Source organism: Paenibacillus sp. MY03, assembly GCF_002165585.1.
Lineage (GTDB): Bacteria > Bacillota > Bacilli > Paenibacillales > Paenibacillaceae > Pristimantibacillus > Pristimantibacillus agaridevorans.
In genome coordinates, this window is the sequence record NZ_MXQD01000034.1 from 57,867 (window position 1) to 76,732 (window position 18,866).

The 18,866-nt window shown below is 44.5% G+C and carries 37 protein-coding genes and 2 pseudogenes; 7 read left to right on the top strand and 32 right to left on the bottom strand.

The genetic code is table 11. The features are described from left to right. Window positions 1-171 precede the first annotated feature (171 nt). The 16 genes from B1748_RS23600 to B1748_RS23660 all read right to left on the bottom strand — a co-directional run bounded on the left by B1748_RS23600 (window position 172) and on the right by B1748_RS23660 (window position 7,371). Window positions 172-720 carry a site-specific integrase gene (locus B1748_RS23600; RefSeq protein ID WP_087570409.1) on the bottom strand — a complete coding sequence of 183 codons (549 nt, stop codon included), beginning with the start codon at window positions 718-720 and terminating at the stop codon, window positions 172-174. A 285-nt stretch (window positions 721-1,005) separates the two neighbouring features. Continuing rightward, window positions 1,006-1,761, bottom strand: a complete 756-nt coding sequence (locus B1748_RS23605; protein WP_087570410.1) for a DNA cytosine methyltransferase — start codon at window positions 1,759-1,761, stop codon at window positions 1,006-1,008. Beyond that, entirely contained in the window at window positions 1,758-1,937 is a 180-nt protein-coding gene (locus B1748_RS23610) for a hypothetical protein (RefSeq protein WP_143810368.1), read from the bottom strand. Before B1748_RS23610 ends, B1748_RS23605 begins: the two co-directional genes overlap by 4 nt. A gap of 34 nt (window positions 1,938-1,971) precedes the next feature. Further along, on the bottom strand, window positions 1,972-2,151 hold the full coding sequence (locus B1748_RS23615) for a helix-turn-helix domain-containing protein (RefSeq protein WP_087570412.1): 180 nt from the start codon (window positions 2,149-2,151) through the stop codon (window positions 1,972-1,974). A 78-nt stretch (window positions 2,152-2,229) separates the two neighbouring features. Further along, the gene (locus tag B1748_RS37000) at window positions 2,230-2,394 is read right to left on the bottom strand and encodes a hypothetical protein (protein ID WP_179215780.1); all 165 of its coding nucleotides are present in this window, start codon (window positions 2,392-2,394) and stop codon (window positions 2,230-2,232) included. Continuing rightward, window positions 2,391-2,750: a RusA family crossover junction endodeoxyribonuclease gene (locus B1748_RS23620; protein ID WP_087570413.1), complete on the bottom strand. Its 360-nt coding sequence runs from the start codon at window positions 2,748-2,750 to the stop codon at window positions 2,391-2,393. The genes B1748_RS37000 and B1748_RS23620 overlap by 4 nt, the downstream gene beginning before the upstream one ends. A 1-nt stretch (window position 2,751) precedes the next feature. Further along, the gene (locus B1748_RS37005) at window positions 2,752-2,895 is read right to left on the bottom strand and encodes a hypothetical protein (protein WP_179215782.1); all 144 of its coding nucleotides are present in this window, start codon (window positions 2,893-2,895) and stop codon (window positions 2,752-2,754) included. Continuing rightward, window positions 2,892-3,293: a BC1872 family protein gene (locus B1748_RS23625; RefSeq protein WP_087570414.1), complete on the bottom strand. Its 402-nt coding sequence runs from the start codon at window positions 3,291-3,293 to the stop codon at window positions 2,892-2,894. The genes B1748_RS37005 and B1748_RS23625 overlap by 4 nt, the downstream gene beginning before the upstream one ends. 281 nt (window positions 3,294-3,574) lie before the next feature. Then, on the bottom strand, window positions 3,575-3,820 hold the full coding sequence (locus B1748_RS23630) for a ClpX C4-type zinc finger protein (RefSeq protein WP_087570415.1): 246 nt from the start codon (window positions 3,818-3,820) through the stop codon (window positions 3,575-3,577). 34 nt (window positions 3,821-3,854) lie between these two features. Continuing rightward, the gene (locus B1748_RS23635; protein ID WP_087570416.1) at window positions 3,855-4,340 is read right to left on the bottom strand and encodes a hypothetical protein; all 486 of its coding nucleotides are present in this window, start codon (window positions 4,338-4,340) and stop codon (window positions 3,855-3,857) included. A gap of 309 nt (window positions 4,341-4,649) precedes the next feature. Then, window positions 4,650-4,904 (bottom strand): hypothetical protein, encoded by a 255-nt coding sequence (locus B1748_RS23640; protein ID WP_087570417.1) that lies wholly within the window; start codon window positions 4,902-4,904, stop codon window positions 4,650-4,652. Window positions 4,905-5,064: 160 nt separating this feature from the next. Further along, entirely contained in the window at window positions 5,065-5,232 is a 168-nt protein-coding gene (locus B1748_RS37010) for a hypothetical protein (RefSeq protein WP_179215764.1), read from the bottom strand. Between the two features lie 11 nt (window positions 5,233-5,243). Further along, complete coding sequence (locus B1748_RS23645) at window positions 5,244-6,065, bottom strand: ATP-binding protein (RefSeq protein ID WP_256975889.1); 822 nt, start codon at window positions 6,063-6,065, stop codon at window positions 5,244-5,246. Next, window positions 6,007-6,738 (bottom strand): hypothetical protein, encoded by a 732-nt coding sequence (locus tag B1748_RS23650; RefSeq protein ID WP_179215784.1) that lies wholly within the window; start codon window positions 6,736-6,738, stop codon window positions 6,007-6,009. Before B1748_RS23650 ends, B1748_RS23645 begins: the two co-directional genes overlap by 59 nt. Window positions 6,739-6,751: 13 nt before the next feature. Then, window positions 6,752-7,183, bottom strand: coding sequence for an HNH endonuclease (locus B1748_RS23655; protein ID WP_087570418.1), 432 nt, complete (start codon window positions 7,181-7,183; stop codon window positions 6,752-6,754). A gap of 2 nt (window positions 7,184-7,185) precedes the next feature. Beyond that, window positions 7,186-7,371: a hypothetical protein gene (locus tag B1748_RS23660; protein ID WP_087570419.1), complete on the bottom strand. Its 186-nt coding sequence runs from the start codon at window positions 7,369-7,371 to the stop codon at window positions 7,186-7,188. Between the two features lie 130 nt (window positions 7,372-7,501). On the opposite strand from B1748_RS23660, the gene B1748_RS37015 reads away from it, so the two are divergent. Together B1748_RS37015 and B1748_RS38110 are read left to right on the top strand one after the other, a co-directional pair. Then, window positions 7,502-7,663 (top strand): hypothetical protein, encoded by a 162-nt coding sequence (locus B1748_RS37015; protein WP_179215785.1) that lies wholly within the window; start codon window positions 7,502-7,504, stop codon window positions 7,661-7,663. Window positions 7,664-7,668: 5 nt separating this feature from the next. After that, window positions 7,669-7,749, top strand: a pseudogene (locus tag B1748_RS38110) (helix-turn-helix domain-containing protein); the annotation flags it as partial. Here B1748_RS38110 and B1748_RS23670 read toward each other — a convergent pair. From B1748_RS23670 to B1748_RS23740, 15 genes and pseudogenes are all read right to left on the bottom strand, one after another. Then, on the bottom strand, window positions 7,728-8,009 hold the full coding sequence (locus B1748_RS23670; protein ID WP_087570420.1) for a hypothetical protein: 282 nt from the start codon (window positions 8,007-8,009) through the stop codon (window positions 7,728-7,730). The pseudogene B1748_RS38110 and the gene B1748_RS23670 overlap by 22 nt on opposite strands. Window positions 8,010-8,045: 36 nt before the next feature. Further along, window positions 8,046-8,306 (bottom strand): hypothetical protein, encoded by a 261-nt coding sequence (locus tag B1748_RS23675; RefSeq protein WP_087570421.1) that lies wholly within the window; start codon window positions 8,304-8,306, stop codon window positions 8,046-8,048. Between the two features lie 126 nt (window positions 8,307-8,432). After that, complete coding sequence (locus B1748_RS23680; protein ID WP_087570422.1) at window positions 8,433-8,861, bottom strand: hypothetical protein; 429 nt, start codon at window positions 8,859-8,861, stop codon at window positions 8,433-8,435. A 90-nt stretch (window positions 8,862-8,951) separates the two neighbouring features. Continuing rightward, window positions 8,952-9,191, bottom strand: coding sequence for a hypothetical protein (locus B1748_RS23685; protein WP_087570423.1), 240 nt, complete (start codon window positions 9,189-9,191; stop codon window positions 8,952-8,954). A 62-nt stretch (window positions 9,192-9,253) separates the two neighbouring features. Further along, on the bottom strand, window positions 9,254-9,475 hold the full coding sequence (locus tag B1748_RS23690; RefSeq protein WP_087570424.1) for a hypothetical protein: 222 nt from the start codon (window positions 9,473-9,475) through the stop codon (window positions 9,254-9,256). A 34-nt stretch (window positions 9,476-9,509) separates the two neighbouring features. Beyond that, window positions 9,510-9,719 (bottom strand): annotated as a pseudogene (locus B1748_RS38115) (YopX family protein); the annotation flags it as partial. 166 nt (window positions 9,720-9,885) lie between these two features. Next, window positions 9,886-10,182: a hypothetical protein gene (locus tag B1748_RS23705; protein ID WP_087570426.1), complete on the bottom strand. Its 297-nt coding sequence runs from the start codon at window positions 10,180-10,182 to the stop codon at window positions 9,886-9,888. 87 nt (window positions 10,183-10,269) lie between these two features. Further along, entirely contained in the window at window positions 10,270-10,449 is a 180-nt protein-coding gene (locus B1748_RS23710; protein ID WP_087570427.1) for a hypothetical protein, read from the bottom strand. A gap of 383 nt (window positions 10,450-10,832) precedes the next feature. Further along, window positions 10,833-11,519: an ERF family protein gene (locus B1748_RS23720; protein WP_256975890.1), complete on the bottom strand. Its 687-nt coding sequence runs from the start codon at window positions 11,517-11,519 to the stop codon at window positions 10,833-10,835. Further along, complete coding sequence (locus B1748_RS23725; protein WP_143810370.1) at window positions 11,464-11,820, bottom strand: hypothetical protein; 357 nt, start codon at window positions 11,818-11,820, stop codon at window positions 11,464-11,466. The genes B1748_RS23720 and B1748_RS23725 overlap by 56 nt, the downstream gene beginning before the upstream one ends. Before the next feature lie 433 nt (window positions 11,821-12,253). After that, window positions 12,254-12,601, bottom strand: coding sequence for a hypothetical protein (locus B1748_RS23730; RefSeq protein ID WP_087570430.1), 348 nt, complete (start codon window positions 12,599-12,601; stop codon window positions 12,254-12,256). Window positions 12,602-12,691: 90 nt separating this feature from the next. Next, window positions 12,692-12,868 (bottom strand): hypothetical protein, encoded by a 177-nt coding sequence (locus B1748_RS37020; RefSeq protein WP_179215786.1) that lies wholly within the window; start codon window positions 12,866-12,868, stop codon window positions 12,692-12,694. 284 nt (window positions 12,869-13,152) lie between these two features. Further along, window positions 13,153-13,299, bottom strand: coding sequence for a hypothetical protein (locus tag B1748_RS37025; RefSeq protein ID WP_179215787.1), 147 nt, complete (start codon window positions 13,297-13,299; stop codon window positions 13,153-13,155). A 12-nt stretch (window positions 13,300-13,311) separates the two neighbouring features. Beyond that, complete coding sequence (locus B1748_RS23735; protein WP_087570431.1) at window positions 13,312-14,055, bottom strand: phage antirepressor KilAC domain-containing protein; 744 nt, start codon at window positions 14,053-14,055, stop codon at window positions 13,312-13,314. Between the two features lie 48 nt (window positions 14,056-14,103). After that, window positions 14,104-14,331: a helix-turn-helix transcriptional regulator gene (locus B1748_RS23740; RefSeq protein WP_087570432.1), complete on the bottom strand. Its 228-nt coding sequence runs from the start codon at window positions 14,329-14,331 to the stop codon at window positions 14,104-14,106. A gap of 169 nt (window positions 14,332-14,500) precedes the next feature. Between B1748_RS23740 and B1748_RS23745 the strand changes: the two genes are divergently transcribed. Next, the gene (locus tag B1748_RS23745) at window positions 14,501-14,812 is read left to right on the top strand and encodes a helix-turn-helix domain-containing protein (RefSeq protein WP_179215788.1); all 312 of its coding nucleotides are present in this window, start codon (window positions 14,501-14,503) and stop codon (window positions 14,810-14,812) included. A gap of 222 nt (window positions 14,813-15,034) precedes the next feature. Further along, a complete protein-coding gene (locus B1748_RS38120; protein WP_143810371.1) occupies window positions 15,035-15,250 on the top strand; it encodes a helix-turn-helix domain-containing protein in 216 nt (71 codons plus the stop codon). Window positions 15,251-15,442: 192 nt separating this feature from the next. On the opposite strand, the gene B1748_RS23750 is transcribed toward B1748_RS38120, so the two are convergent. Then, complete coding sequence (locus tag B1748_RS23750; protein ID WP_087570434.1) at window positions 15,443-15,772, bottom strand: LytTR family DNA-binding domain-containing protein; 330 nt, start codon at window positions 15,770-15,772, stop codon at window positions 15,443-15,445. Between the two features lie 79 nt (window positions 15,773-15,851). Between B1748_RS23750 and B1748_RS23755 the strand changes: the two genes are divergently transcribed. From B1748_RS23755 to B1748_RS23765, 3 genes are all read left to right on the top strand, one after another. Then, window positions 15,852-16,124, top strand: a complete 273-nt coding sequence (locus tag B1748_RS23755) for a hypothetical protein (RefSeq protein WP_087570435.1) — start codon at window positions 15,852-15,854, stop codon at window positions 16,122-16,124. 37 nt (window positions 16,125-16,161) lie between these two features. Then, window positions 16,162-16,728, top strand: a complete 567-nt coding sequence (locus B1748_RS23760) for an outer membrane protein assembly factor BamD (RefSeq protein ID WP_087570436.1) — start codon at window positions 16,162-16,164, stop codon at window positions 16,726-16,728. A gap of 669 nt (window positions 16,729-17,397) precedes the next feature. Next, the gene (locus B1748_RS23765) at window positions 17,398-18,861 is read left to right on the top strand and encodes a recombinase family protein (RefSeq protein WP_087570437.1); all 1,464 of its coding nucleotides are present in this window, start codon (window positions 17,398-17,400) and stop codon (window positions 18,859-18,861) included. Window positions 18,862-18,866: the final 5 nt, after the last annotated feature.

Sequence of the window (18,866 nt, forward strand, 5' to 3'; positions counted from 1 at the left end):
TCATCGGTTATAAATCCGATCTGATATTTCACACGTCTTTCGCCTTCAGGACCATCTAGGAAGCGAACAATCTTCCTCAATTGTCCCTTTCCGTTTGAATAGATCGAAAATATGAACATATCCAAGACTTTCAAGCCTTCCCCTCCCATGTCCCTTAATATTCAGACCTTCTCATAATGCAAAATTGCTCACTGCCTCGTCGATCATGTCTTGATTGATGCCAATGTATCGCATCGTAAGTGACGGGTAAGCGTGATTAAAAATGTTTTGGAGCATTGCGACATCTTTCGTCTTCTGGTAGAAATGATACCCGAACGTTTTACGCAATGTATGAGTGCCGATTTCCTCCAGTCCGCATTGATCGGCAGCCCAATTCAATATTCGGTACGCTTGAACCCGGCATATCCCCGTCTCGCCTCTCGTCCGGTATGATGGGAACAAAGTAGCGTCCGCCTTCATGCCCTTGGTGTAATCATCAATGACTCGCTTCAATTCGGAATTGATCGGTACCCACTTCTTCTTGCGCGTCTTTCCTTCAATCAGGCTAATGTGCGTCCGGTTCCGTACATCTTTCACCTTGAGTCGTAATATGTCTCCAATCCGTAGGCCGGTATTGATTCCAAATACAAAGATGAACCAGTCGCGCTTTGATCTCGACAGCAACAGCTGTTTCATCTGCTCAATCTTCTCTGGATCGCGTATCGGCTGTACAAATTGCATGTGCTTCACCTCATTTCGTGATGTTAAGATCTATTCATTCAGATACTTCGCGTCATCGTCGAACTGTGACACTAGCTACTGTTTAATTGTCTTGAAATTCTTACGGAAATAATTAATTGGGAACGTATCTAGTTCGCCATTGTCACTCCGTATAGCTTTGATGTTCCAACCGTCGCTCTCTACGAATTTCACTTTTAGTTTACCGCCAACTAACTGGTAGTCGTATTCCATTTTACACGTCTCCTTCTCTATATGGATCGTTTAGCCAGCTCGTCGAACTACGCATCATTGCATTCTGTGAATCTCTTTAATAGCGGCTATGATTGGGTATATCTGTGCCGGCATTACTGCATTTCCAAGTGCGTGGACTCTGTCACTACGGTCCAACTTTCCGGAAATCCCATCAGCCTTTCTACCAAATTCGGAGGCGGGTACGTTTGACCATGTATTTGTCGCATGTAATCTCGAAAATTGTTGTTCGATCCTCTTCCGCATCTCTCCGCTTCTTCTGGAGTTCTCCCCCCCCTGTAGTCGCTTGCGGTCGGAGTTGGCAACAATGAAAACCCTGTCTCGTCTGTGCATTGCTCCGATAGCTGCAGCTGGAATAATAAATGGTTGCGCGGTGTAGCCGATGTCGTCCAATTCAGATAGCACTTCGTCGAGACCCAGAGTGATGTGTCCAGCAACGTTCTCACCAACAAACCAATTTGGTCTGATCTCTTGTAATAATCGAGCAACTTGCGGCCAGAGGTGGCGGTCATCATTCGCGCCTTCTCTGTTCCCGGCAAGACTAAAAGGCTGGCAAGGGTATCCCCCGTGAATAAGCTCAATTGTTCTTCCTGGGCCAATGACTCCATCTGTCACCAACCTTTCCTTGGTCAATGTCCTTACATCTTCGTAAATCGGTGTATCTGGCCAATGTTTTCGCAAGACCTTCCTCGGAAACTCTGCCCATTCGCAGAATGCAGCCGTGTGTATGCCGGCCCATTCACAAGCGATGTCTATGCCCCCGATTCCACTGAATAGACTCAGCGCCCTCATATTCTGCCATTCAATTCGACGTAGTACGGTTCATCAGGGTATAGCGGATCAATATCCCCGCTAACGTAATCAACCCCAATATCGTCAAGCTTCTTGCATATTTTTTCATAGGTGTTTTGATCGTGGATTGTGACCTGTTCCCCGGACAAAACTTTATCGATCAGTTCAGCGCTCACGCCCTCACTCTCCTTCGCAATATGGATCAACTGTCTACTCCGGCAACTCACCAAACACCATTTTCAACCTTGTTTGTCCGTACTGGTTAGGACGTGTCATGCCATCTTCCCAATTTCGAAGTGTGAACTTGCTAACGCCTAATAGATCTGCTAACGTTTCCCTGCTCCAGTTCATTCTTTTGCGATTCTCTTTTAGCCATTTTGAGTAATCCATTTTAAACCACCTATCTGCCTTGTACAGCTATTTTAATTTCACTTTAGACATTTACTCTATCAAACTATTTAAATCGATCTACGATACGTTGTAGGCGCTCAGAATGGATTTATTTACGCCTAGTTGCTTCTCGATGTGCAGAATCCTATTTTCGATTCGCTCATACCCCGTTGATCTGACTCCTAACCAGTCGAGTCTAGCTTTTAGACGGGAGCGTTCTTCTAGCAGCTCTTCTTGGTTCATGCCACTTCCTCCATTTCGATGGTGATCCCTGCCACTTTCCGTCGCTCTCCCTCTGCGATCCGCAATTCTTTCACGTAGCGGAAGCTATCGTCGGAGAGGATGCCACTCTTCACTAGTCCGTCTTGGATTGCTTTAGCGCTGTATGCGTATCCGTCCGGGTCTCGTCTGCGTTCGTCCTTGAAATGGAATCGATAGGTAACGATGACCGGCTTATCTATCGGCTGAAGCTTCTGTACCTTGACCTCGATCCTGACCAGCTGCTCCCAACGTTTCTTTTCCTTCGCCTGGATCATGTAATGCATTCGTTTTACTTCGTTGAGCGTAGGTGGGATACCAACTATGTTTAGCTTCTGCATGTTATGCGCACCCATCCCCTCCACCGTTGTAGATGTTTTTGATGACCAGCGTATTGTTTTCACGGCGCCTCTCTTCAGGAGACTTGATCGGCTTACGTTTCTTCATATACTGCACCGTTGCCATTTTCTTTGCGGATTCTTTCATTGGGTATCTTCTCCTCTCAAATGGGCGATTAGGGCGGCTTTGCAGATGGCTTCAGGCGCTGTCTTCCCAGTTGCTTCGGTCGTAATCTCTTCCTCCGTTGGTGCGACAGATTCAATTATTTTGCATTGAACCGACTTATTGCCGACAAACCATTCAACAAATTCAATGTTCACGATGTTGAACTTCTCCACTACTTCCCATGCTGCGGATACGTCGGTGGAATACCTGGGAAGGCTACCACTGCTTGGATACGTCCACTTTTTTCCTTCAGGAGTCACCCAACATGCGAATGTTCCATCTTCCTTTTCTCGAAATTTCGTCCAACCTAGCATTAGACGTATAGCATCGTCCAACTCTCTCCCAGGCTCCATATCCCTTATCTGCTGCTCCGTTATCACGCTTATTCCTCCTTGGTATCGATTACTTGAACCCGTTTCCTTCGTATTCCGCAAAGTAGCTGCTTATTTTCTTTCCGCACTTATCGCAAATGAGATACCTTCGTTCACCGTTCAATGCTGCAAAAGTCGATGGTTTATCTTTATACCAACTCGTTTGTTTGTGTCTGCAGAACAGTTGCTTGTTTTTTTTAATCACTCCACCTCTACCTCCATTCCCTCGCGTGTATAGTCTCCGAAAACTCCACTTATTCAAACTTGGTTCGGCCCCCACTTCGTTGGGATTATTCGGTCGAACGTTCGCCTTCGGCCAATTCCGTTCCTTCTGGATCCCCCTCCGCCAAAATCTCGCAGCACTCCAGCACGCACTCGTTGCAAATATTAGCGCTTTTAGATGCAATCATTCTTTCTACGCTGGATTGACTCTTACCGCAAAATGAGCAACTCACTTCTTTGGTTTTATTCAAAAACGCCAATTCGTCGTATTTCATCGCTTTATCAACGATGACATATATCGCATTTACATCCATCACGCCGCTTCCTCCCTCTCCCCAGGATGGTCCATCATGCTACTTCGTCTTGTTCGATGATCTTGTGGAACTCGCTGGCCTTCATCTCGATAAATCCTTCTGGAGCCGTTTCAGGCGCCGGATCAAAAGAGCAATACAGTTTTCCGTTTTGGTCGAAAAGTCTGCTTCTGTATCTTCCACCACCTGCCCGAAAGTAGAAGATAGGAGCCGGCTTACCAGCAATCGTGAACTTTCTCTCTTTGAGGAACTTCTTCCACGCCCGATGGATTTTGCTGTTCCCCTTGAATTTCCACAACCCATCGCTAAAAATATTTTTCAACGAGTCTCCGAACTTTTCTGCATCTGCATCTGTCGGAACGATGTGCAAAGCATCGTTTTCTGCCGCGTAATCCCGAGCCGCAATCCCCTGCTCCTCAAAGAATGTTCGTACCAACTCCCAAGTCGCCTTTCTGTTCTCCAACCACTTGTAATAATCTGTGTGCATTTGGTGTGCTGATGTTACCTCGTAGTATTTTTCCATGTTCATTCCATCTCCCCTGGATGATTTGTGTCGAATCCGAAAGCTTCTTTACCGATCCTCAGCCATTCTTCAAAGTTTGTTTCGTATAATTCATAATCTTCTGAATCCTTCAACCTTGGTCAGCCCTTTCGCTATATGGTTCAACGTATAAGTAGTGATGTAACTCGTCCAGTGTTGACTCTAAATCAAATACCTTCTCTTCTAGAGCCTCTATTTTCCCTTCGATCTCCTTTTCCAGAACCTTTAAGCAAGACTCGCACATTCTGTCTAAAAAGATATGCCCTCCACACTTGCAATCTTCTGTCTCTTTCATGGCTTATGACCAACAATCACTTCGATATCGCTCGGCTCACCAATCGCCTTTGCAGTAAGTTGTAATCCCATGCCCATGGACTGAGTGAGTTCTATGATTAATCCTGATCGCTCTTCTTTGTCAAAGTGGCACACCATGCCGCCTAGAGTGTAGGCGATCTCATGCAGCATTGTGTACAGTTCTTCCATCGTTTTTGCGTCGTTCGTCATGTCTCCAATGCTTTGTGCGATTTTACCGGTCATTTTGCTCATGCACTCTCGTCCTCCCTCAGTCTGAAATTATTCTCCAGTATCCGATTCCCTATCGAAACATGGGATGCAAATCGTGTCGCCTTCCTCGTCAACCTCGTACTTGTCTCCCGGCCATAATGTGCATTCGCAAAATACACAGGTAATCATGAGTTCTCATCTCCTAATCGCCATTATCATAGTCACCGTGCGTATCGTAACCGCACCTCTCGCAGTATCCCGCTTGTTCAATATCGTAGCTGTAATAGCCCGTGCTGACTGTGTATGTCGTCCAATCGTGACCTCTGAACTTGCAGATTTGGAACTTAATCCAACGAATCAGCTTTTTCACACTAGGACCTCCTAGAATCGCTTATTGTTAATCCGGTAATCCACGCCCTCAAACTTGAATGGCTTGGTGTTCATCATCATTCGCGAGAAGTTCCGCTCCCCAACTTTTCTCTCTAAATCTTCTGACGCTAGATTCGTGGTGTAAATCGTGTTTCGCCCCGATCTGCCGTCGATGACCTCGAATAACTTCTCAGCAGCCCAACTTTCTCCATCCTCATCCCTCTTGGAACGTTCTGCGCCTATATCATCCAGCGCCAGAAAGTCCACTTTTGACAGGACGTCTAGCAGGTCTCCCTCTGTAACGTTGGAGGATTTGTTGTACGAGCTCCTGATGATAGTCAGCAGTTTTGGTACCGAGATGAATACGGCGACGAGTCCCTTCTCTCTCAGCGCCTTACAGATCGAATAGGATAGGTGTGACTTGCCCAGTCCGTATAAACCGGCGAAAAGTAGATTTTTAGGATTCGTCATGCTGAATTGCTGGACGTATTCCATCGACAGTTTCAACGCCTCCACCTGATTGCCCGTCGAAGGATCGTAGCTTTCAAACGTTGCGTTCTCTAAATCAGGGTTAACGGTGCTGTACTTCTCAACGTACTGCTTCACCTTCGCTTTCTGCTGCTCTTGCTTCGCCAAACGCGCCTGTTCGTTCTCCCAGCAGATACAACCTCGCTTACTGGAGATTATCTTTCCTTTGTCCGGTCCCCCAAGGATCGGCGTCTGAATCATAATGACTTCATTTCCGCATCCATCGCAGATTTGTTTTCCGGTTATCTCAGAAGCCAAGATCACGCCGGGGTTGAGCTCCCGTAGTATATCCCCCATTGACTGCATTCAGGTTCACTCCTCTCTTTAGTTCGAATACGCCTTGCCAACCGTTTAAAATAGATTGGTTTAAAATGGCGATCTTCTCTTCATCCGTTTTAGTTTTAGCCAGCTTGTCCAGACTCCCTGCAAGTAGATCCTTCGCCTTGTCAGTCAATGGCTTCTTAATCTTCTTCCGAAACTCTTCGAAAGATTTAAGGGTGGAGAGAAGCTCGGTATTCGACGTGTAAGCGGAGAAGGTATTAGGTTCTTTTCTTTCTTTCTTTTCATTCTCTAAATTCTTTACATTCTTGTTTGTGTTCACTTGTTGTTCAGTTGTTGTTCGCTTGTTGTTCACTAGCTGTTCGTCTTGTTGTTCACCGTCTTGATATTCAAGCCAGCCAAGTACCGTTATTAAGCGGTTTTTGTTTCCGTTTTGTTGTTCAATCTGCTGTTCATTTTCGAACGATTTTAGGATGCGTTGAACCTTACTTTCGGATATTTTGAATTTATCCGCAATTACCTTCCGACCGGTTATAAGTTGCCCAGGTTGGAGTGTAATTCTCTCACCGGAGAACATCGCCGGGTATTCTTTATGAGTAGCGCTAAGTAGTAAGTAATTCCATACCGCTAGATGATCGCTGTCTTTGCACACGACTGGATTGTCTAGCGTCTTACGATGGAGCTTGATCCAGCCGGACATAGGCTACACCGCCTTATAGGTCATAAAGGTGGCCTAGGCCAAGCTCTCCTGCTCGCCTTCTAACTGTCCGGTAGACACCTTTTCCCCGTTTTTTTATTTGCTTCTTGACGTTCTCTGAGCTGGTAATGGCTTGAAGGTTAACGGATCTCCTATTATCTAGAGAATTGTCGTTGATATGATCCACTACCAATTCTTCGGGAAATCCCATTAATAACCGTGCAAGCGTAAATTGCTTAGTGTGTCCTGGGATGTTTCCGTTTCTTCTGAAGAAGATTCCACCACCGATGTAATATTTACCTGGCCTTGTTGAGAATGCTCTCCAAGTGCCAATGAACGACTGAGCAACAGGCAAGTCTTTTGTGTCAATGATTGTTTCCAAAACTTGGTCCAAGTAAGGAATGTATATTGTTGCTATGTCTCCCTCGATCTTGAATCTATTTTTCATACTTACACCGCCGTTCGATCCTGGCGTATTTCATACCACCGATTCTGGCACGACTTAGCGGTTCGTTGTAGACGTTCTCCGGCTTCCTTGAATCGTTCCAGCACCTTTTTGCGATCCGGCGCTGTCATGATTTGAGTAAGTATCTGGTCGTCAGTAGACGTCCATTCGTGGTAATACATTTTTGCCATATCGCTCATTCCTTTCTGGTTATGTTTTCTTGTTTCTATTCTATCCTACTTTATCCTACTTTGTCTACTGTAGTAGGATAATAAATATTGTTATCGTATAACATGCTATAATGGCGCTGAGGTGAGATTAATGGTGAAGCAAGTTAACAAGGACAAACGGTCTGTCACACTGGACCCTGAGGTTATAGAGTACGTTGAGGATATGGCCGCTAAAGAAGATCGTAAATTCAGCCAGCAGCTCAACAAGATCGTGAAGGATTACCGCAAGCTGATTGAGGAGAAAGAGGGCTAACACTCAACGCCCTCTGCTCCTACTTCGGGTGTACAGTTGGAGAGTTGCTGGAATTTGTGCCGGATCAGGACTCGCGTACAAAGTGAGCGGTCACTGATCCGGTGCTAGTATCTGTCGGTTCTTCGATATCGAACTTCACCGAGTACCGCGGCGGGATTTCAATGTCCGGAACCTCGTCAAAATGAGGGGATACCGCCTGATATTCCAGTGTGTTCTTGTGATACATAAACTCGCATCTGACAACGATTACTTTGGACATAACCGCCAATACAGCATCTGGAGCATCTAGCACAAACTCCCTAGTAATCTCAAAAGTACCTATTCTTTTTCGTAATGATTCTTTCATTTGTCTGCCTCCTTCGTTATTTGAGGGGATGGGGGACTAGGGGTATTTGTGCTCCCACATATGTTCGTTGCTGATTGTCTGCGCCATTTCTCTTTGGTATTCCTCGTTCTCTTTCTCCAAACGATCATGGCATGTGCGATGGATTTTCACTGAAAAGTTGCCGAATTTCCCATTTTCGGTATAAGCGGTTCGTTGCTCCACGTAGGCTGTTCCGGGTTCTATGCCCTGCTCACAATCCACACAAATGTGTTTTTTTCTAGCTATTCGCTCATACCACCGAGTGACACCTAATGACATCGCCATGCCCTCCTTCGTCTTGGTTTTGCGCGTTAGCGCCCCCGATTCGACCGCAATCGCTTAGCCGTCAGGCGGAGGCCGAACCATAGGTTTGCTCTTAAATGTTTAGGGAAATATCTTATATAATCAGTCCAGTGGATCATGGGGTACTCCTAGTTCAGAGAGGACACGTTTAGCGCTACTACCAGTTGCATAAGGATCACGATCAGCGAACCTTTTCAGTTCTGCTATGGCTTTATCCCTCTCTACCTGGATGCGAGATACCTCCTGTTGCAAATGAGCGAAGTCAAACTCCGAATGACGATAACGAGAATCGAATTCCTCCATCATTTTTAGATGATGTTCTTTCGATTCTTTTTCAGTCAACATCGCTATAACCGTTTTATTGGCTTGATCCAATAGGCCCTGAATTCGGTCCATTTCCTCAAGTAGGAATTCGTTGTCTCTAACCAACTTCATAGTGCTGTCCATGTCTATCGAAATTCTCATTCCCGCCTGATATTGACTTCTCATTTCCTCTATCCGTTTATCCATCCCCTGTTGCTCCCTTGTCATCTAAACCCCTCCTACGGCCTCCGGCTTCGCCTGAGTATTGCTGTCGAGCGATCGCCTTCGGCCTGATTCGTCATATCGTCGTACTGTTCATCAAAAACTATTTTCGTCCATTTCCTCTTTGCTCAATGTACCAACGACCAACAAACCGCCTTCTTCATCCTCTTCGACCTTAACGATGTAATCAGTTGGCTCCAGCACATGGAAAGGAATATTGCGCCAGTTATAAAACAGCAACGCACTGCCAAGGTCATCAGAAAAACAATCTAACCCCTGTTGTTCGCACATATACTCTTCCCATCCGTTGGCTTTACTGGCAATTGCAAACCTCATTTCGCTCACTCCTTTCCTTCACAATATGGATCGAATCCGTTATCGTCGTACTGCGAAACTACTTACAATGCTTTATCGCTATCTAGCGTATTCTCATAGATTCTATCCATCTTATCTTTGAGCCATAGTAGCCCCTCTACTGACATGTACTGCACCATATCAGGGGCGTAGTCACAAAGAAACTGATTATATTCGTTATCGCTTGCAATTCCCCCATCGGAATAGCAATTTTTAAGCATATCTTTGCATTGTTTCGCTAATTTCTGCTTCTTTGTTGTCTTCATTCAGCCCTACTCCTTCCTGCATAGTTTGGATCTACTATCCCTCACCCTTGAGTAAGTGAGGATGGTCCCAACGATTGCCGATTACTTCACCGTGTAGATTCATATGCAAACTGCCATTCGATCCGAATTTAAAGCGAGAAACCCAATCGATGTAATACCTTCCTGGCTCATATTTGACAATTCCATAACCGTTATCTTCCGGTCGATAAAAGTCTCCCTCGAATATCTTTACTCCGTTGTCATCGTCCCGTCCGGTCTATTGCCCTACTGTATCGGGATCGACCGGAATCTTCACTCCGCATGGATCATCAATGTACGACCATGTAGTCACCTTATCTTCAAATGGTTTCGTGAATCTCAACTCAGAATACCAGCCCACTATCCATTGTTCGTTATCAATCCTCTTGCCTCTATACTCTCTCTGTGTCATCTTGGACATCCGTAGACACCTCCTTGCGAGCTAGAGCTTCGTCAACGACCGTTTCGGCACTCATGAATTGCTCCCGGCTCATATGACGTTGTGCCTGTTCTAGCGCCGTCCGTAACCGTTCTATCTCCCTCTGTTGTTGCTCCAAGGTATCGACTAGCAATTGAAGCTCAGGTGTAGGGATTACAAAGTAGCGGGCGTGATGGTGTTTTTCGGGATCAGCTTTCGATAGCTGTCCTTTTCTGTGCGCTATAATCTCCTGTATCTTTTGGTTATCCATGATTATTAGCTCCTCTCAAATATGGGTCGGCCCCCGCTGCGCTGGGTGATTCAGTCGAATTGGAGGCCGTCCGGCCTATGATTAACGTTAGATTTCTTTCACAAATACTTCTCCATTTGGAGCAGTGCGAAAAATGTCCTTTTTAGCAGTCAGTACATAGGCAACTCCAGGAACAACCAGCACGTTCATTTCAGTGATTATGGTGTTCAACTCAAACGTGGCGATTAATTTCCTGTTCGACTTGTGGAAAACAACTAAAACCTGCATTAAGCCGATTCCTCCAATGTCAGTTTAAATTGCTGGAGCCACTCTCTACCGGCTCTCGTATAATCCGCCCAATGATGGCATGTGCTAGAGTCGCTAGAAGGTCCACAGAGGTTCACTATGTCGTATGCGGTACATTTACTCTCTGAGCGCCACCGACGCGTAACATGAGCCTTCTCCAGCGTCCAAACAGCATTCTTATGCTTCCCGCATCTCTCACAGCACTCACCGGACCGTGCATCAACCTCTTTGCGTACCTTATCGGGGATTGCTCCCCGCTGCTTGGCTGTTGGCTTACCGCGCTTAAAGTTGGGCTTAGGGACGCTATAGGCTGGCTGCTTGGATAAGTCCATGGGTAGACCTCCTTAGAGGGCGATTAAGCCCTCTTAACGTGATGGTTGTTTCTGTTCATCCAAGAATCTAATAAGGTCATTGACCTTCGAGATTGGAAGCTCTGTTAGGCTGCTGATATCGAACCCGAGAAACCGTGAAATCTCTTCGTTCCCCTCGAATCCGGCATAATTACGCTTTGCTCTTAACATCTTTACTTGCGCTTCCGTCGCCTTCCGTTCATTCGACCCGCCAGACTGCTGAGATTGCGTTGTTCGCTCTTGCTGTGACTGTGACGATTGTTGGTTCGTCTGGTTCTGTTGGCGGTTGTACGAGCCTTGTGGAACGTGTGAGGACCCATTTCCGTCATCATCATCACCAAGCGATAAAGAGAGAGCCGCGGCATAACTGTAACGCCTTGCGTATGTGATGGCGGATCCGGCTCCCTGCGGGTCTGTCTTGACTGCTTGGAGCGTCAAAGGCTCAGTTTCAATCCACTCGCCTGACTCATGAATGACCATGGTTCGGATGGTAATTTTCTGACCATCTCCCCCAGGAAACTGCATGACCGTTAGCCCGTGCTTGGTGAGAATAGGCTTTGTTGAATCGATCATGTGGTCCAGCGTTGTATAAGCAGATCTAAAATGCGGATTGGTTCCATCCTTTTCGATGGGTCGCACTTCTTCGCTAAACTTCACCAGAGCCATTGCTATCTTTCCGATCGTATCCGATTTGTTGCACATCTTCCGTTACCTCCTCGTACGTTATTCGTATAGGCTGCATATAGAAATCATCAGGGTTATGGGGCTTGTAATATCCATTCATCATCGTTTTAAACAACTCTTCGTCGACTTTTTGGGCCTTACTTATCAGTTTGACCGGTTCGTAGTGCAGATTGACGAGAGTTCCGTCTTTCCGCTTTAAAACGTGTTTATACACCACTTCCATATTGACCACCACCTGTGGTAAACTTGCTTTATAACCTTTTCTCAGTTCCTTAAGGGCGCATCCTACTGCGCCTTTTTTCGTCCCTGCTCGACCCATTTCGAATGACACTTGGCATAAAGGATTTTCATTCGCCTACTGGTGGGTATGGACCCGAGTATCAGGAACGTCCTCTCGTATTTGATCCTCACAGCAGCACCTCTCCAGTCCGCAACATTCCGTCACTTGCACCGTATCCTCTACCTCTTTACCGCAACAGCCGCATACAGGAACTTGATAACGGATCGTATAACCATCGCCTAATGGCTGTTCTTCGCGTATACCTGGTTCGATGGATCGGAGACAACAAGCACTTACCGTGTACATTAGGCTTTCACCTCTCTGTAGAAGATGGTTGTCCACTCGTCTGAAGATTCTTGATGTCCATATACTGCAAAGTGTGTTGATATAATGTCCTCTGCATGAATCTTCGATAGGAATTCATTGACCACTTCGTCCGTCGCATTAACGAAAACTTTCCGTTTAACGATGATCACGCCGCCGCCCCCTCTACTGCTTTATCCAACTCGACTTTCAAATCATGACGGGCTTCTTCTTCATCGATCCGTATTAGCTCGTCCACTGTTTCAGCGATCTTGTAACGCATCGCTCCGGTAACGACCTCTGTATCAATCCCCATCCAGCCCCACATAGAGCGTATTTGCTGGAATGTGACCTCGACCAAACCTTGCTTGCCGCGTCCGAACCACCATTTTTGCGTTGCCATCGCCGGATGCTCGTACCACTTTTCCTCGGAGATGATTTCCTTGTACTCCTCTAAAGTGACTTGAGAGTCTAGCATCATACATTCCACTTGGCTCATTAGGTGACGCCAGTTCATACAATCCTCACCTCACCTTTGCGATTCCATGTGCCTCCTTGATCGGGATAGCGAATAATAGGCTTAGGACCACTTACAGGCTGTATCTTGTTATGCTGCATGTTCCTTCTCCTCCTCAATGGATAAATGGGTGATCATATCGGTGAATAGTGACATCAGGTCGTCATAATTCTCAGGTCCGTACTCCGCAAGCTCTCCATGACGCTTATGTTCGATAAGCTGTGATTTCTCCGACACCACTCGTTGCAACAATGATTGTCGTTTCATGCTCCAGAGCTCCTTTCATAGCTTTGTCGACTTCTTCTGCCATTTGATCAAAGTATGATCGGGCAAGCTTCGTTTTCTCCTCTTCGGTTCGGCAGTTACGGTAGCGTAATAACAGGTAATGATGTGCGAAATATGCTTTTTTCATGCGCCTATAGCATCTTTCCCAGCTCTCTTAACGCTCTGTTCATAGGCAAGCTGGTGTAGACGTTTCATCATGCCTGGAGTGGGCTGAGTCTTTACTTCGGGAAAGTTGATGTTCATGGGTGGAGCCTCCTTATAAGTTGTTATGCACCCTTCTGCTCCTTACTCTGCGGGATAAATACGTCTGCTAATGCGCGGATTTTATTATCAGATAAGAGCACGTTTACTTTCTCTCCTGCCTCTGGTACGGGCTGTATGCCCATATTGCGGAGCTTTTCTGGTAGGTTCATGGGTGGGCCTCCTTATGATATTTTGCCGCCCTCAGTCAGCAGCTTATGAATGTAGGCCATGCCTTTTGGTGTTACCAACGTTTGCGTCTTGTTCTCGATACCACTCGTCAGGTGAGTAATGCTGTATTGTCGAACGTCGAAGTATCCACGATCCAGGTACTCTTGATAAGGCATATTATTAGTACGAAGTACTTTCTTCTCCCGCAGGAAGTCGAATAGTTTGTTGCGACCATAGCCAATCGTTTTCGAAACACGCTCCATAGTGAAATTGTTTTTAGCATTCATCGCCGTGTCATAAAGTGCGACCTTCGGAGCTTGTAAATACAACTGCTCGTCCCTCTCGCGGTTAAGTGCCATTAGCGCCTGACGCTGGCGTTCTTCATCAATCCATTTCTGCGCCCGATCTATCGGATCGTCGATCATGTACGATGGTCGATCAATGCTGTACGTTCCTGTTTTTCGTATGGACGGGATAACTTCACTTGTAATCCACTTTCGAAACGCCCTAGCTTCAGGTTTGCGACTTTCAAGGATCACATCGTATAGTCCGTCTTCGCTGACGATTGTGGTGTCTTGCATGCGTCCTAATGAATCAGGTATGGGGTGATTTGAAATCACATCATCGGACAACCTCCGTTTAATTCCTGCTACTTGATCAATTTCCAACAACTCACAGACATCTTTCAGAATGAACCAAGGCTCTCCGTCCTTATCAATAACACGCAATGCGTTTTGACCAAAGTTGAACAATTGCATTTTTGTTCCACCTTTCAATAAATAATTTAATGAGGTAAACTACTCGCATTAAGCGACGTTTTTGTCATTGTGACGCGTTTTGCGTCCGTTTTGCACAAAAAAATGTGTCCAATCAAATCCTAATTCGTGACCAATTGCTTGAGCTGTAACGGCCTTTGGATTCCTTGTTCCTTGTTCAATATCCGCATAGTAACTTCTGGAAATTCCGCATTTCTCGGCAACTTGTTTTTGCGTTAGGTCTTTATTCTTACGGATGTTTACCAGCCATTCTCTCATAGCGATCTCCTTTCATGACGCGTTTTGCGTCGTTTTGTTATTTTGATTATATGACGCATATCGCGTCATGTCAACTATTATTTTTATTGAATTTACCTATTTTGCGTCAACTTGTTTAAGGATGCATTTCGCGTCGTTATAATAGTCTATTGAAGGAGGTGGAACGAAGTTGTTTAGCGAGAGATTGCGTCAATTGAGGAGTAAAACTGGTTTATCTCAAACAGAAATAGCCCGTCGCTTAGGAATTGCGAGGACCACTTACTCGGGATATGAAAATGGTTCCAGAGAACCTGATCTAAAAACATTAAACAAGCTGTCCGAACATTTTGATGTTGATTTGAATTGGCTAATTGCTGGGGAAAGTAAAGTTTCAAAAGACTTATATGAGGATGTTGAATTAGTTGAGATGTATGTAACTTTAAAAGAGTCCGATCAGAAGTACATATTAGAATTAATGGAGAGATTTAAAAAAGATAAATAACTCATGTATTTTTGTTTATGATTATTTTTATTTCTTTTTTTAAAAATTCTTTGTCTGATTTCGATATCACCATTAGTTTATCAATAAATTCATGCTTGTTCTTTTTTTTCACAGTAATATCCCCCTTGTACAAGTTTCTTGTACTTTCATGATAGCATGACAACTAGATAAAAGGAACATATGTTCTGTTTTTGGAGAATAAAAAAATAAGGTGGCACGGACATGGAACCTGTACCCGTCCGCTGCCGAGTCCCAACATTGCTCAAACGAATAGGTAAAGATCAGCAGTGGCTTGCTGATGTAACCGGTAAGAGCAAATCGCAAATATCGGATTACTGCACTCTGAGGAAGGTAATGAACATAAGAACAGCAGTCCTGATAGCCCATTATCTAACGTGTACACTTGACGATATTTATGTATGGGAATTTCGGCAGTAAATGAAGTAGCATCTGCTGCTTCACGGATCAGGTACAACATTTGTCGTACTGGTGTTTGCTGCAATAAAGCGATTACAACGCCATTGTACGCCATCGCCAACCTGTAGTAAATGAAACTTTATGTCTGTTTTTAAGTTAATTTCATTGTATATGAGAATTTATTCATTTGTCTGTCGAATGCTGTCGACCATTTTATACGTTTGTGTTACGTGAACGTCGTAAAATATCCATTAATCCCTTTTGACGGCGAGCTGCTACATAATAATGGACTCCATCAATGAATACTTCCCCCCTCTTGAAAGCTTTGACTTGCTTGACGTTGATTACATGGTTCTTATCGATCTGATAAAATCCGTACTTCCCCATGATCGCCTGGATCTGTTCGATTGTTGACGGAAAATAATAATTACCGCTTTCAGTTTGCACTACAATTCGACGTGTTTCGTCTTTAAATATACAGAAAATTTCATCCGTATCCATTTCAACCACCTCATTATTTTCGTCAAACACCGGCATTGGCATAACTATCCCTCCTTGCTGTAAATTATGTCCATCTATACGCCGATAACATACATATACCCATTTATAGGAGAGTGTGGCTATGAAAGGCCTTATTAATGAGCAAGTTAAGCCAACAAAAGATGATGAAAAATCAACCGATCCTAATGCCAAGCCAGGAATGTTAAAGGAAGCCTATGTTTTCTTGGGGTATCTATTCGTTTCCTACATTGTTTTTGTAGCATTATCCATCCCAATGGATTACCTGACTGGAAGCGGAACCGGATCCATAAATGTTCTTTATCCTATATTCCCAGCCATAATCGTAGCAGCAGTATTTACTAAGAAAAATTTATACAAAAGATCGAAGAAGTAAAGATCACATCCATTATTCCATAACAGGAGAGTGTCAAATGCGATTCGCATTAATTATCGTTATTTTATTAGTTATGTCTGCATGTTCTCAACCGGCAAATCCGTATGAAGAAAATATGCGTATGGGTAAGGATGCTTTGATTTCCGGTAATTATGAAGAAGCATACCGTTACTTTGAAATTTCTCTAATCGAGCGACCTCAAGATAGTGATGCAAAAATTTTAATTGAACAAGCTAAATCACATATCGACGAAAATGAAATGTTGAAGCACATTAAAGAGTATTGGGTTGATATAGATCCTTTGCTGCAAAAATATAAAGGGATGGCCGAAAAGTACAGGAAATACGATAAATTAGATCTAACCCATCAGAACAAAACAAACCTTGCTTATATAAACGGTATTAGTAATGACCTGAAGTCTGTAGAAGAAAAGTATGATGAAATATCCGGGATAATTAAACTCCACGAAAAACTAAAATCATCAATCTCTACTTTGATAAACTATTTAGAGAAAGATGGTGTATTAGTCAGAGAAGTTTTAAAAGATGCAGCAATTCAAGAATTGGATGATTACAATACTGAATTAATGAAGATGATTCGATAATTATAGCTCCCATCCATTGGGGTCTTTTATATTGCACGTCTAATCTCATCATGGTAAGCTTATAATAAATAAAGGAAGGTGCGACCAACACCTTCCCCTGCATATACATTTTGGGCGGTTAATTCCTCTGAATGTTACATCGGCAGAATAAACCCGCTGGTCGTCAACCTGGGCATGAAAAAAAGACTCTTCTAAACGAAGGGCCTTTTTTTGTGTAAAAAAAGCCCCTCCAGCTATTGGGGGGCTGGAGGGGCTTCGAGGTGCAATCATAAATCATCTCAATACAAGTATATACGTTCTGGTTTATGTTGTAAATAAGAAAAGAGAGGGTTTCCCCTCTCCCCCGCCTAAATCGAGGTTCTTCCTCGATAAGACTTCCCGCATTGGTCACAACGAAAAGTTGCTTTTCCTTTGCGAGTTTGGGATTGAATACGAGATGATGTATGATGGCACCTCATATGACACCTCCTTCTCAGCAGCTAGCTTCGCCATTGCTTCTGCCGCCCCAATCAGCATAACTCAAGCACCTGACTAGGCGAGATTTGGTGTCCCCTATGACATAATAATAGGTATTGGGTAATATTACAATAGTTTCATATAAGAGATAGGCTTTTACTTTTCCCCCACTCACTCCATAATAGAGGGTATCAACTATTCGGGAGGGACAACATGGTTGTGAAAGTAAAGTCAGATCTTCAGTTGCCGGCTGCATCTTATGAAAGGGTGAGTTCCGACGAGCAAGCACGTGAAGGGTTTTCCCTTGAAGTACAGGCAGAGAAGAACATCAAGCACATCAATGATCAAGGTTGGTCCTTATATGATCGATACATTGATGCTGGTAAATCCGCAAAAAACCTTAATCGCCCAGACATGAAACGCCTCCTATCGGATATAGATGCAGGAAATATAAAAGTTGTTGTCGTTCATAAACTGGATCGACTTACCCGTAATGTAGGAGACTTACACGAGCTGCTGTCTGTTTTTGAACGCAAGGAAATTAAGCTTGTATCCATATCCGAGAACATTGACACATCCTCTGCAATGGGCCGTATGTTCGTTTATATGCTCGGCATTTTTGCCCAATGGTATAGAGAGAATCTGAGTGAAGAGGTCATTAAGGGCCAACGTAAGCGCGCTGAGAGCGGCCTACGCAATTCGTCCAAGCGTCCATACGGTTATAATGTGAATAAAGAAGATTTGTCCCTGTACATCAATGAGGAAGAAGCAGTAATTGTTCGGCGCATATTCGATCAATACACGACCGGCTGGGGTAAGATTAAAATATCTCAGGAGTTGAATAACGAGGGGATACCTTCTATGTTGGGCGGTCTGTGGTACGAGAGCGTGATCGGAGATATGGTGATAAACCCGAGTTACATTGGGGCTACTCACTGGAAAGAGAAGTCAGATGATGAGTCAGAGAGAATCATTGTCCATGATACGCATGAAGCCATTGTAACGATGGAAATATGGGAAGAAGCGCAAAAGGTCAGTAAGCGGAGACTCGAAGGTTATTTGAGTAAGTCTTCTTACGATTTTCCATATGCGACGGTTGTTAAATGTGGGGAGTGCGGTCGGTCATATCACGGGAAAATGACCACCGAAAAAGGAGATACTAAACGTCCAAGATATCGGTGTAGTGGGAATAGGCGTGTAGATCCTTGTTATGCGGGTGACATCGGAGAGAAAAAGTTAGATGTTCTGTTTCTTGATTTCTTGGACTCGTTCAAATTTGATTCGATTCAGCCAGATAAAAAGATCAACGAGAAGGATAGCACAAAAGAAATCAAACGCCTGAGTAAGATGATTGATGAAGCAGAGTTAAAGCGTAAGAACTACACCCGGGCTATGGGAAGTGGAAAGTTGGATTACACGTTATATGAGGAGTTAATGGACGAGGAAGCTAGGAAGATGATTCCATGGAGAGAGGAATTGTCCAAACTACAACAGTCAACTTCTGGCCCTAGCGTGCGAACAGCGAAGGACATATCACAAAAAATCGATCACTTGCGTACCAACTGGCCTAATCTAGATCGCGCACAACGTAAATTTGTCATACAGCAGCTGTTCGATGTATTGGTCATTAAGAAAACGGATGGAACGTGGGCTATCACGGGGTACAAACTCGCCTGATTTTA